Raw genomic sequence first — 13,141 nt, 5'->3', positions numbered from 1 at the left:
GCTAATTAAACTTACCCTGCATCGCTATTTCCTCGCTTTTATAAGTTTAAATTTCAATTAGACAAATTCTGAATTTACAAATGACGCCAGTAGACTTGATGTCACGCATAAAGATAATTAATCGAAAAATAGATAATGTATTTTCTTTTCGAGTAAATGCGATGACGAATAAAAATAAGGGCGATGTTTCTTCAGGGATCACGCGTCGCCATTTTGTTAAGACCAGCAGTGCATTAGCGGCGGTTCCTTTTGTCGGTGTTAAATTTGTCAATGCCGTAACTGAATCAACAAACAGCGCCAAATCTGACACCCTCCCAGAAAGAATTATTCCAACCTGTAGTACCTTTGACTGCGGCGGGAAATGCGACATTCGCGCTCATGTTCAACAAGGTGTCGTGACCCGTATAACCACACAACCCGACGCAGATTTGGACCCTGAAATGCCGATCATGCGCGCCTGTGTGCGTGGACGAGGCTATCGTAAATTCGTCTATCACCCGGATCGTTTGAAATACCCAATGAAACGTGTCGGCCAGCGCGGCGAAGGCAAGTTTGAGCGCATTAGCTGGGATGAAGCGACCACGCTGATTGCAGATAATCTTAAGCGCATCACGCAACAATATGGGCCAGCTTCACGCTACGTGCATGTTGGCACGGCGGTTAGCGGCGGGGCATTTTCTGGTGACAGCATGGTGCGCCGTTTGCTTAATCTCACCGGTGGCTATCTCCAGTCTTATCACTCGGTGAGTATGGGGAATACGGCAGCTGCAACCCCGTATACTTATGGCAGCGCAGCCAGCGGAAACACACTTGATACGTTGAGCGAAACCCCGCTGGTTATCCTGTGGGGGCATAATCCAACTGAAACCATTTTTGGTCATACCAACCATTACTTCCAGCAAATGAAGCAGAACGGCACGCGCTTTATTGTGGTCGATCCGCGGTATTCAGATACCGCATCGTCGCTTGCTGAACAATGGATCCCGTTGCGCCCGTCCACCGATAACGCGCTAATGGACGCGATGATGTACGTCATCATCAGCGAAAATCTGCACGACAAAGATTTTATTGAAAAATACACCCTCGGTTTTGATGAAAGCTCGATGCCGGAAGGCGTGCCAGCAAATGAATCGCTGGTGGCATATTTGATGGGCATGAAAGACGGCGTAAAGAAAACCCCGGAATGGGCAGAAGTGATTACGCATGTCCCGGCTCAGACCATTCGCCAGCTGGCGCGTGATTACGCCACCACCAAACCCGCCGCGCTGATACAAGGTTGGGGGCCGCAAAGGCATAACTGCGGCGAGCGTACCGCAAGAGGGTCAACCCTACTCGCCACTATCACCGGGAATGTGGGTAAGAAAGGGGGCTGGGCCGGGGGCTACGGCGGTATTGGGAATCGGAAATTCACTACCGGCCCTGAAATGCCAGACAATCCAGTCAAAGAAAAAATTTCGGTGATGAACTGGGTGCAGGCGGCAGATGACGCCAGCAAAGTGACGCCAGAAGATGGCCTGAAAGATGCGCAGAAACTCAACAGCAATATTCGGATGCTATTTTCGCTTGCCGGAAATTATTTAGCTAACCAAAACCCGGATATTCATCAAGCGATAAAAGTTCTGGAAGATGAATCAAAAATAGAGTTCATCGTCGCTAGCGATTTATACCTCACACCGAGTGCGAAATACGCTGACCTGCTGTTGCCTGAAACCAGCTTTATGGAACGCTGGAATATTGGCGAAACCTGGGGCACAGCGAATTATCTTATTCTTTCCGAAAAACTGATCGAACCCGAATTTGAACGCCGATCTGATTATGACTGGTTGCGCGAAGTTGCCGCGAAACTGGAAATTGAAAAAGAGTTTAGCCTGGGTCGTGATGAGAAAGAGTGGATTACACAAATTTGGGAAAACACCCGTAAAGCAATGCCGGACGAACAATTACCGACATTCGATGAATTGCAGGTTAAACGTCGCCATTTATTTAAAGGCAAACCGCACATCGCTTTTGCTGACAACATAAATGACCCGCAAAATAATCCGTTCCCAACGCCGTCCGGGAAAATTGAAATATTCTCCCTGCGGTTATATCAAATGAATCACCCGGAAATTCCGGCCTTATCTCATTACGTTCCGGCCCATGAAGGCCCGGAAGATAAACTGGCCGAGAAATACCCGCTGCAACTGATCACGTGGAAGGGTAAAAACCGCGCGAACTCTACGCAATACGCTAATCCGTGGTTACAGGAAGTACAAACGCAGAAATTATGGATCAACCCGCTTGATGCACAACAGCGCGGGATTTCGCAGGGCGACAACGTGCGCATTCACAACGACCGTGGCGTGACTCAGATTCCGGCAGAAATCACACAACGCATCATGCCTGGCGTGGTTGCCATGCAGGCAGGAGCCTGGTGGCAACCTGATGCAAACGGTGTTGACCACGGCGGGTGCGCCAATGTGCTCAGTTCCGCACGAATCACCGCGCTGGCAAAAGGAAACTCCCACCAAACCATGCTCGTGGAGGTTGCAAAAGCATGAGTAAATTTATTGATTACGCCCCTGTTAGCGAGCAACAGTTGGGTTTCTTTATTGATTCATCGCGCTGCTCGGGCTGTAAAGCCTGTCAGGTTGCCTGCAAAGACAAAAATAACCTCGAAGTAGGGCGTCGGTTCCGCCGTGTATACGAAGTTAAAGGCGGCGGGTTCATTGCCACCGGGCAGGGCGGTGTGCACAACAACGTCTACGCCTACACCTTGTCGATATCCTGTAACCACTGCAAAGACCCGGTTTGTACAGTGAATTGCCCGACGACCGCGATGCACAAACGCCCGGGCGACGGCATTGTGCGCGTCAATACCGATAAATGCGTTGGCTGCGGATATTGTGCCTGGTCGTGTCCTTACGGTGCTCCACAGCTCAACCAGGCCACCGGTCAGATGTCAAAATGCGATTTCTGTGTCGATCTGTTAGCCGCAGGTCAGCAGCCAATCTGCGTGGCGACCTGCCCGTTAGGGGCGATTAAATTTGGTCCAATTAAAGAATTGCGCGCGCTTTATGGAGAAGTGAGTGATGTACAGGGGCTGCCGGACTCCTCCATTACGCATCCGAATCTGGTCATCAAACCGCACCAGGGTGCAGAAAAGGGGAGTAAATAATCATGCATGAATGGCCACTCGTTATCTTCACGCTGTTAGTGCAGGGTTCTGTTGGGTTAACCGTTTTCACCACCTGGGCACTTATTTCAGCCAGTAGCACACTGAACGTGAAGGCAAAATACTCTGTTGGATTACCCGCCATGTTCGTTGCTTTCATTGTCGGGGCATTGGGACTGATGGCATCCACCGCGCATTTGGGCTATCCGCTTAATGCGTTTCACGCTCTCACACATTTTGGCAGCTCATGGTTAAGTCGTGAAATTGTGTTCGCCAGTTTATACCTTGCGGTTTTAGGGCTGGCGACCTGGATTGCGTTACTGAAAAAGCAAGTCTTTACCATGTTGTTGCTGCTAGCTTCGTTGTTGGGGCTTTTCGACATCGCCTGTATGAGCGCAATTTATCTTCACGCGTCTGTCGTGACATGGATGCATTTCAATACTTTTGTGATGTTCTTTGGCACCACGCTCAGCCTGGGGGCAGTTGCCTGTTTGTGGGTATTCGCGATTCAGACCCGATTGCCCATGCAAGCGGTGAGAAAGTTCATGGTGACGGCAGTGTTGATACTTTTTGGCGTCACATTGCTGCGTTTGCTGGTTCAACCGCTGTATATGACTTACCTCGCCACTGTCAGCCTGAGCGACGTCGTAACCTTCCCGCATCAGCCATTAGACGCCTTTAAGGATCAACGTGTTTTACGCCTCGCCGCGTGGGTAACTTTGGTCGTGGGGGCTTGCCTGCTGGCTTTAAGTTTACGCTCGGGGGGCATTCGCAAAGCCTTGCTGGTGCTGGGTGGGGGCTTAGTCGTGGTCGCAGAAGTATTGCTGCGATTCAGTTTCTTTAGCATCAATTAATTGATGCATTCCATTTCACAAAACACACGCCCAACCCTGATGAGAGTTGGGCGCTCTTGTGTTCATCATGTCGTTGCGCAAAGTGATTGCCAGGCTTGCCTGGCGGTATGCCCATCGAACGCTGTCATTGCGCAAAATGGCAGTGTGCATATTGATATGGATGCCTGCATCGCTTGTGGGGCATGCCTGTTTGCCTGCCCGACCGGTGCGATTGAAACGCCTGAACCTCCACGACGTTATTTCCGGGAACAACGCCTGGTGATGCCACTTAGCCTGACGCCGCCAGCCGTTGATGAGCTACTTATGTGGCACGCCCAATATGAGATCCGGGCGGTCGAATTTGATAGTGCGCAGCACCCAAATTGGGTTATTGCGCTGGCGGCACTCAATCTCAGACTCAAAAAACTTAAGCAACCGCTTTGGGTCATCCTGCCTCCACAGGAAGCATGCGTTGATCAAAGGCGTCGCCACTGGTTGCAGCTAAAAAATAGTGCTGATAATACCGGCAGTGTTACGCCTGGTCGAAGGGCGCGCAGGGCTTTCTTCTCTGAGGTAAGCGAGTATCAGGTTTTGGTGGATAAATCGTTGTGTTATCTCTGTGGTGCATGCGCCAGAATTTGCCCTGAAGCGGCTATTCAGATCGATAGCGAGTCGATGACTTTGAACCCCACGCGCTGCACGGGGTGCGGATGCTGCGAAGATATTTGCTTCCCTAAGGCACTAAAAGTGGTTGAAAACGCTGAAAGCACATCCACCGTTTTACCGCTGGTTGAAAATAGCTGTCACACCTGCCGTCGCCCGTTTGCTGCCTGGTCCGGGCAAACTTCAGAATGTCCGATATGCCAGCGCCACCGTTTTGGGATGCGTGAAAACTAAAGCACGGGGCCATTTTCAGATAGCCCGTTACGATGTCACTTTTTTAGCATAACGGGCCTTGTCTTACTCCAGTTCTAACCGCAGATTAAGCGCGGCTATCTCTTCGCGCCACGCCTGCTGCAATGCCGGTTTCTGGTGGCTTTGCTTGCGCGCTAAATCCTGCGCAAGTTTTTCCTCCAGCTCCACCAGCCGTTCAAACCAGGCTTCCGTTTCTGTGTGATTGGCGGCGACGGTTTCAACGCTTTGCTGCGCTGAAACCGGAAGTTTTTCAACGGCGTTTTCACCCGTTAACTGCGCGTAAAGCCCGTCCAGAGAGTGCCATTCGCTTAGCTCGCCGTTATCAATCAGCCAGAAGCGATTACAGCTTTTGGCGATTAACGTCCGGTCGTGCGTCACCAGTAACACGCCACCGTCGTAACTTTGCAGCGTTTCCGCCAGCGCCTCTTTGCCTTCCATATCCAGGTGGTTAGTCGGCTCATCCAGCAGCAGGAGCGAATAACGCGCCAGCGTCAGCCCAACAAACAGCAAGCGAGAACGTTCGCCACCGCTTAACGTGCTGACAGTCTGCCCGTGGCGCAACCAGGCAAATCCAGCGCTGATTAACGCCATTTTGCGGTCGCGCTCGGTTAACGCCGCGAAGGGCTCCAGCGCTTCAAGCAGCGTGTCACCATCTCTTAACTGATGCAGCGTCTGGTCGTAATAACCCATATTCACCCGCGGATGCAGGCGAATGGCGTCGTTATTTTGCGGTTGCTGATAATGCTGCCACAGCAGGCGCAACAGCGACGATTTGCCACAACCGTTACGGCCAATAATGGCGACCCGATCGCCACTTTTCAGGCGCTGAATCGGGAGGTGAAACAGCGGTGGACAATCGGGCGCTGGACTAACCGCCAGGTTTTCCATTTCCAGCAATCTGTCCGCCGGTAACGCTTCACCTTTGAGGATTAATTGCCATTGATTCAGGGCCGCAAGTTCAGTCTGGCTGTCCTTTAATTTGTCGACGCGCTTTTCCATTTGTTTGGCTTTGCGGGCGAGGTCTTCGTTGTCGTAAACCCGCCCCCAAATGGCGAGCCGCTTCGCACTGGCCGCAATCCGGTCGATTTCTTTCTGTTCCGCCTGATGACGATGGGCGTCGGTTTTGTCTCGCTCAACTAACGCTGCACGTGCTTCAGTGCAGGGAAGCTGGAAGAAACTCAGCCGCTGGTCGCGCAAAATCCACGTGCCGTTGGTGACGTTATCCAGCAGATGTTGGTCATGGGAAACCAGTACAAAGCTGCCGTTCCAGTCGCGTAAGAATTGTTCCAGCCACAGCAACGTCGGCAAATCGAGATGGTTACTCGGTTCATCGAGCAGCAGAAGATCCGGGTTGGTGATCAGCGCCCGCGCCAATAACAGACGCGTGTGCTGCCCGCCGCTCAAGGTTCCGGCGGTCAGTTGCCACGCCGATTCGTCAAATCCCATGCTTGCCAGCAGCGATTGCGCTCGCCAGCCGTCGGTATGTTGTTGCGCTTCATTAAGACGCGCCATCACCGCATCCAGAAGCGTCAGCGTTTGCAAATCTTCAGGCAAATGCTGCTCAACACGTGCCAGCAGGCAGTGATGCGCACGCGTCACGCTGCCACTATTTGGGGAAATAGTGCCATCGAGCAGTTTTAGAAGGGTGCTTTTGCCGCAGCCGTTATGGCCGATTAAGCCCAGGCGGTCGCCTTTTTTCAGCGTAAAGGTGATGTCAGCCAGCAGAGGGCCAAAAGCGGTATCAAGGCTAAGAGATTGTGCAGTTAATAATGTGCTCATTTTGCTTACTCAAGAGTCAGGCGATAAAACGCCTCGTCAGATTCGACGATAACCCGGTAAGCCCGAGGGAAGGGTTTTCAGTGGTTTGCTTCGCTCAAGCCGGATTATCGCAGTGCGATATCGATAACGCTTGAGCAATGACGATCGCCAAAAGTCTGCGAAATAAACAACATTTCACAAAACAGCATGGGATCCTCCTTATATATTCAGTTAGTTAATGGATGAGGAAATACTGGCAGAGTTTGCGAATAATTTCCAGCTACCGATTTGGTATCCAGAATTAGCCTTTTTTCACAGCGGTATATCGAGAATGTAATCCCTGAGCCAGCGATGCCCCGCATACCCATGGTTGCGCTCATGCCACACAATGCTGACGTCAAATTTTTCCTGAAGCCACGGCAATTCATGAAGGCCGTTCTTTTGGTGGATGAGGGATGTGTCACTGCGCCATCCAGAATATTTCCCCATACTTGAAAGAAAAGGATTTCTACTCAGGAACTAACCAATATGGCATTAACTATCAGGGTGTTATTAGAAAATCATCGTGCTGCTGGAGCAGAAGAATCATTAATTGCTAAGGCAGGGTTAAGTCTGCTTGTACAGGACGAAACCACGGCGATTTTATTTGACACCGGACCTGATGGCAGCTTTTTGCATAACGCGGCTCTGATGGGCATTGATCTCCAGGGACTCACTGCGACGGTACTTTCACATGGGCATTACGACCATTGCGGGGGCGTACCCTGGTTACCCAATAACAGCCGAATTATTTGCCATCCACGCATAGCCGACGAACGTTATACGGTAATCAAGTTTGCTGGCTTGAGCCTAAAAATTAAAAAACTATCCCTGGATAACGATTACTCGCACCATCGAATGGAATACAGCCGTTTGCCTGTAGAGATCAGCGAAAGGTTTTTGTGGTCGGGTGAGATTAACGTTACGCAACCGAAAGCCTATGGAATGATCCGCGGTGAAGGCACTGCCGTGGATTATGTCATTGACGAAGGCGTACTGATTTATAAATCTGATTTAGGTCTTGTCATCATCACCGGGTGCGGCCATCGGGGAATTGTGGATATTGTGCGCCATTGTCAAAATATCACCGGCATTAAACAAGTTTATGCATTGATTGGTGGGTTTCATCTGCGCTGCGCTTCGCCACATGAATTACTGCGAGTCAGGCGCTTTTTGCGTCAACTTAACGTTCAGAAAATAATGGGCTGTCACTGCACGGGTTCCTGGGGACGATTATGGTTGCCGGATGTGATTGCTCCGGCAACCGGAGAGACTTTTGTGTTGGGAAAATAGGGTTATTGAGCGGGGTAATATCAGCCTTGTTTTCTCCCCAATCCTACAAAGCCAACAGATCTTTCAGCGCTTTTTTCTGCACATCACTCACATCCAGCGGATGGCGATAACCGATGTTTTCCACGGCGCGGGCGTATAACGCGACCAGCCAGTCGTACACATAAATGGTGTTACCGCGTGCCGGTTGTTCGCCCAGACGCACCAGACGCACGTCAGCGGTTGCCTGTTTTTGCGGTGCAAATACCGGCGAGCCTTTGTTGACGCGGCTTGCCGGGCGCAGTGTTGGTTCGATATGCGCGTAACCCAACCAGCTGACAAAATCCCCCAGTACGGCGCTCACACAGGTGATTTCCTGCGCCATGCTGCCGTCGCCATGGCGCAGTGCGGTTTCCAGTTGTTCCGGTAATTTCAGGCGATAACTGGCAACAATCAGCAACTGGTAAAGCGTCTGGAGTTGCGTGTTATCCAGCCCGGATAGTTGGGCGACTTCCCGGCGTGCAGCCAGTTGGCGCAGATGGTTCACCCAGTGCAAATGCACCACGCTGGCAAAACTCTCCGGGGCGTGAGTAGGCGCATCGTGGCCGTCATCTTCTGCGAACAGGTCGATATCAAGCCTGAAATCAGCAGGTTGTTGGATGCGGGATTGTTGATGGCTTAACCAGCGCTGTTGCAGCGCCTGGCGTTCAGGTATCAGGCTGGCGAGCAATTCACCGTGCTGGGCCGCGTTGGCTTGCAGGGCGCGCACCAGCTCTTCGGCCTGGGAACGCGCACGATCCGGGGTGATATTTTCAGCGTCGATAACAGGCGAGAACAGGGCGCGGATTTCTTGATTCAGCGCGGCCTGTAACATTTCAATGCGCAGTGTGCGCTGAGCCGGAACCACGGCATCGGCCAGCCATTCCAGCAAGCGATGCATATTACGGCTATCCAGCGCCTGCAACGTGCCCCAGCGTTTACCCGGCAGACCGATAATTCTCTGCACGCCGTGGTCCAGATTGGCACCGCTAAAGCGTGCATCTTCTGGGGTAATCGCCCAAATCAGGCCCGGTGTCGTGGCGTTGCTGGCCTGGGTTTTATCCACCCAACGTGCCAGCATTTTACCTGCCGCGTTCACATCCGCGCGCTCGGCAGCAGCATTGCACACCACCAGTTTATCGGGTTGCAACCAGGGTGCGTAATCGTCGAGCTGCACCGTGGGAATATCCACCACATCGACCTGAGCCAGTTTCGGCTGATGGTTAAGCGAAAGTGTAATTTCAGCGCACAGTTGCTGTAAATCGCGCTGCGCCAGGCTGACTTGCGTGCCGATTTCATGATTGAAAAACGGGCATACCATGACGTCCGCGCCCATTTCGGGCTCATCTGGTGTTCCGGGAATCAGGAAACCTTCAACCGGCAATAAGAACGTGTCTACCAAAAGGCTTGCCGGGGCTAAAACCTGTTGGGCATTCCCCAGATGATTCAGCGTTTCGGCCAGGTGCTGCCACTGCGTGGTTATGGCGGGGTTATCGCCCCAAAGCGGGGCCAGCAACGCGGCTTGATCCGCACAATTCAACCACGGCAGCAGGTCGGCGATTTGCTGCCACAGGGCATTTTCAAGATGATGCTGGCGGCGCACCACCTGTTGATAAGTCTGAGCGATATCAGAGGCTTGCAGCTGCGTTATCGCTGCTGTCGATTGCGTCTGGCGGCGAACCTGAAGCTCTTTGAGTCTCGCGGCGATCGCTTCGTGGCGGGCAAATCGTGCGCCCGGTTCAGCGTGATACTGGCGAATCAAACGCTGCGCCAGCGTGGAGCTGCTACAAAGGGTAATCAGTAACGGATAGTGTTCCGCAATAGGTAATTCACGGCGCGTAAAGCGCACGGCAACGTTCGGTGCATGGCCGGGATTAATGTGCGTCAGGTAATCCAGCACTTTGCCGCCAAGTGAGATTTCAATGCGGTCGTGATGATCGCCCAAAAGCATGGTCAACAAATGATGTTTACCAGAAACCGAGTGGCCATAAAGCCCAATGGTTAGTGGTTGCTCCGTCTGCAAGTCTATATTTTGCTGGCGATTCTGAAGTGCCGCCAATTTTTGCAACAAGCCATCGGCTTCATTTTCAATCCGCGGTACGGACTGGCGAGTTTGTTGGATCCAGTCCACCAAAGGGTGCAGCGTTGAGGTTATTGGCTTCATTTTTGGTACACGCTCCCGCTGTCAATCCAGTAATGGCTGGCTCCGCTATAGCTTCCTGCCAGGGTATTCAATTTAAAACTCAGCTGATTGAGCGGCACTTTGCTGCCGTCCTGCAACCAGGCTTCTGCCAGTACGAAAGCATCGGCTTCGCGGGTTTGTTGCAGACGCACGTTTAATACGCCTTCACCGGCAATCGCTTTTGCCAACTGCGGGGAATTGATCGCCAGCGTGTACAAGGGCGTTGCGGGCCAGCGAGCGTCATCAAGCTGCCGGAATCCGAGGCACGCGTTGCCGCGCAGCGGGAAATGCAGACGCGTATCGAGCGTCGATTTTGGGTCGTCAAGGCAGATATCGCGATACCAGACGTTCTCATCCACAAGCCGGTTGTTGCCGTCGAGCATGCCGAGGAAACGCACGGTGGAATAGGCCTGAATATCCGACGCTTTGAAGTTAAAACCTGGCAGGCGCAGGTCCATCGCCAGGCTGCATAACATCGCGCCGACGGCGGCGGTCGATTTCGGGTTGCCGATGCGGCCTTGTTGGCTGAACGGATACCATTCATGAGTCTGATAGTTATCCAGCCAGACGATGCGATTCACTGGAACGGGCTGTTGATAGCGCAGCAGCGCCTGAACACCAGGCAAACAGGCCGGACGGCCCGTCACCAGCAGCACGTCGCAGCAATAATGGCTGATCACTTCGCACAGGGCTTGCAGCGGGGCGGTCAGAGTGAATTGTCCGGCGAGCAGCGCGTCCTGCAACGCCGATAACTCAACCTGCAACGGCACGCTGAACAGATCGAATGCCGGGGCATCTGCAGGCAGCGCGTGTTGCACCGCTTGTTGAACGTAATTAATCACGTTATCGGTCGGGCGCTGGGTGAGCAGTTCGCCAAATGTTGCTTCGAGAGCGGCGTGTTTGTCGTCCGGGTCGCTGTTTTCCCAGAAAGAGAGCACCGCGTGGCCGAGCGGAATAAACAGTTGTAGCGCAGTTTGCTGGCGCAGCGTGCCGCGTGTGTCCATGCGCCCGGACTCGCCGAACAGCGTAGTCATTAAACCTGTGGTATCCACGACGCCCGCCTGGTGAATTTGCGCCTGGAGCGCCGGGAGCACGCAGCGCTGAATCACATCCAGCAAAATATCATCGCCTGCGACTTTAAAACCTTCGCGGAACAGCAGGCGCGGGGCGATTTTCACATTGCTACCCACGCCGTCATCAAGATGATATTGCGTGATAGCCATGTCGGTCGTGCCGCCACCGATGTCAATCGACGCTACGCGCAGCGTTTTGCCAGGCAGTTCGTCTGCGGCCAGCTGGCGATCCGGGCGGGCGAGGCTCTGGAAGAAGTTTCCGGTTTGCCCGGCATAGTTCACCAGCGCTTCGTTATACAGCCACACCAGTTGGCCGCAGGTCGCTTCGTCCCACTCCATCTGCACGTCAGGCACCGGAACCACGCTTTTCTGGAAATCGCGTTCACTGTCAAAACCGTCGTCGGTCGGGTGCCATTCCATCGCTTTCCACACCAGGCCGACCGCTTCCTGCATGCGTTGGCGGAAGATCTCACGCTCCTGTTTTGGCATGGCCGAAGGTAACGTAAGGATTAAATGGCGTAGCTGACGCGGCGCATTAAGGTGCCCCATGCTTTGCCGTGAACCGACGCTGTTGATTTGCATCAGCGCCTGCGCCAGTAATTCGCAGAGCATCAAGGTCATTAACGAACTACGGCTGTATTGCGGTGAAAATACCGGTAAACGTTCGTCAAGCGGCAGCGAATACAACGGTTGCCCGTCGTCATTCATCAGGTTCATTAAGGGATAAGCGGTCGCCAGCGGTTCGCGCTGGGTTTTCACTCCCATCTGGCTAAAGCGCCAGTCCTGGCTGGCAGGCGTTTCGTCCCACAGATAGCGGCGCGGGCTGGAGATACCGCTTGCGCCGTCGGTGCCTAAACGGGCGGAGGCCATACTGCGTGCTTCGTCACCCACACGGGCAATCGACGGCCAGACAAACGCATCGTCGCGGCCACTTTCTACCGAGAAGTGTTGTTTGCCGAACTTAGCTTCAGAGAACTCAAGCCGGCTGGTGAACATCGCTTCGTTGATGGTTTGCGGTTCGCTGAGTGAGCGAATTTGCAGCTCGGCAGTCTGGCGCAGGCCGTCATTGGCTTCGCCGTGATCTTCGATCAACACGCCGCAGGTATGGGTGTTGCCGACATCCAGCACCAGATCGACCGGAATCGCTGGGGCTTGCAACGTTGCGGTGACGATTTTGACTTCTGGCACCGCCAGTTGCGCACCGAGCATCTCGATAATATTGAGATAATGCGCCTGATATTCGAACGTTTTCAGCGCGTTGCTGATTTCGCGTTCGGTTCGGGATTCGTTGCGCGTGGCAAATTGGGTGAACACTTCGCGCAGCCAGCCATCGACCCAGGTCTGGTCGATAAAGTCGTTGATCTCTTCGTTTTGCCAGGCAAGGGCAAAGCGCGCGCCGTTGCGTACATCGTTGAGCGTCGGAGCCAGATGCGCTGCCGGGTTGTCGTCCGCGAGGATTTTGGTATCCAGCGCAATCGTGATTCGCACCGTATTGCCTGCGGAGTCTGGCGTTTCGAGGCAACGAATCTGCACCCGCGCCCAGTTGTGCGGCCCGCCAACAAAGGTGCGCGGCGGGTTAAAGCGCAGGAACGGCAGCGGTAGCCAGGTTTTATCGAGCAGTTTCAGCGAATGGCCCAGCGTAATCGTGCTTTCGGGTTTCACAACTTCAGGCGCGGAGCCCGACGCACCTGGCAGGGTAAATTTGCCCGGAATGACATCATAATCCAGGCGCAGCAGTGGGCCGTTGGCGGTTTTACGCACAAAGCGCCCGGTATGTGGCGCGTTTGGCTGAGGTGCCAGGCCGAAGTCCAGGAACTGAATGCCGCTGTCTTTAATGAGCGTCACGCTCGGCTTATAAGGATACAAAGTGGCAAACATG

The 13,141-nt window shown here is 53.3% G+C and carries 8 protein-coding genes; 5 read left to right on the top strand and 3 right to left on the bottom strand.

Features of this window, described 5'->3' with window-relative positions; all coding sequences use genetic code 11:
• Positions 1–161 precede the first annotated feature (161 nt).
• Genes M2371_RS05970 through M2371_RS05955 form a run of 4 tightly spaced genes read left to right on the top strand, consistent with a single transcriptional unit; the run spans position 162 to position 4,884 of the window.
• Positions 162–2,540 (top strand): DMSO/selenate family reductase complex A subunit, encoded by a 2,379-nt coding sequence (locus M2371_RS05970; protein ID WP_259267172.1) that lies wholly within the window; start codon positions 162–164, stop codon positions 2,538–2,540.
• Positions 2,537–3,157 (top strand): DMSO/selenate family reductase complex B subunit, encoded by a 621-nt coding sequence (locus tag M2371_RS05965; RefSeq protein ID WP_259267171.1) that lies wholly within the window; start codon positions 2,537–2,539, stop codon positions 3,155–3,157. The genes M2371_RS05970 and M2371_RS05965 overlap by 4 nt, the downstream gene beginning before the upstream one ends.
• A gap of 2 nt (positions 3,158–3,159) precedes the next feature.
• Complete coding sequence (locus M2371_RS05960; protein ID WP_259267170.1) at positions 3,160–4,008, top strand: DmsC/YnfH family molybdoenzyme membrane anchor subunit; 849 nt, start codon at positions 3,160–3,162, stop codon at positions 4,006–4,008.
• Between the two features lie 39 nt (positions 4,009–4,047).
• Entirely contained in the window at positions 4,048–4,884 is an 837-nt protein-coding gene (locus M2371_RS05955; protein WP_259267169.1) for a 4Fe-4S binding protein, read from the top strand.
• A gap of 63 nt (positions 4,885–4,947) precedes the next feature.
• On the opposite strand, the gene M2371_RS05950 is transcribed toward M2371_RS05955, so the two are convergent.
• Positions 4,948–6,681, bottom strand: coding sequence for an ABC-F family ATP-binding cassette domain-containing protein (locus M2371_RS05950; protein ID WP_259267168.1), 1,734 nt, complete (start codon positions 6,679–6,681; stop codon positions 4,948–4,950).
• 507 nt (positions 6,682–7,188) lie between these two features.
• On the opposite strand from M2371_RS05950, the gene M2371_RS05945 reads away from it, so the two are divergent.
• The gene (locus M2371_RS05945) at positions 7,189–7,992 is read left to right on the top strand and encodes an MBL fold metallo-hydrolase (protein ID WP_259267167.1); all 804 of its coding nucleotides are present in this window, start codon (positions 7,189–7,191) and stop codon (positions 7,990–7,992) included.
• Positions 7,993–8,035: 43 nt separating this feature from the next.
• Here the strand turns inward: M2371_RS05945 and M2371_RS05940 are convergent, their stop codons facing one another.
• Both M2371_RS05940 and M2371_RS05935 read right to left on the bottom strand, forming a co-directional pair.
• The gene (locus M2371_RS05940; protein ID WP_259267166.1) at positions 8,036–10,171 is read right to left on the bottom strand and encodes a virulence factor SrfC family protein; all 2,136 of its coding nucleotides are present in this window, start codon (positions 10,169–10,171) and stop codon (positions 8,036–8,038) included.
• Entirely contained in the window at positions 10,168–13,140 is a 2,973-nt protein-coding gene (locus tag M2371_RS05935) for a virulence factor SrfB (protein ID WP_259267165.1), read from the bottom strand. The genes M2371_RS05940 and M2371_RS05935 overlap by 4 nt, the downstream gene beginning before the upstream one ends.
• Position 13,141: the final 1 nt, after the last annotated feature.

The organism is Buttiauxella sp. BIGb0471 (assembly GCF_024807715.1).
In the GTDB taxonomy this organism is placed as follows: Bacteria; Pseudomonadota; Gammaproteobacteria; order Enterobacterales; family Enterobacteriaceae; genus Buttiauxella; species Buttiauxella agrestis.
The sequence above is the reverse complement of the archived record's forward strand: the minus strand, read 5'-3'. Positions and strand labels throughout refer to the sequence as shown.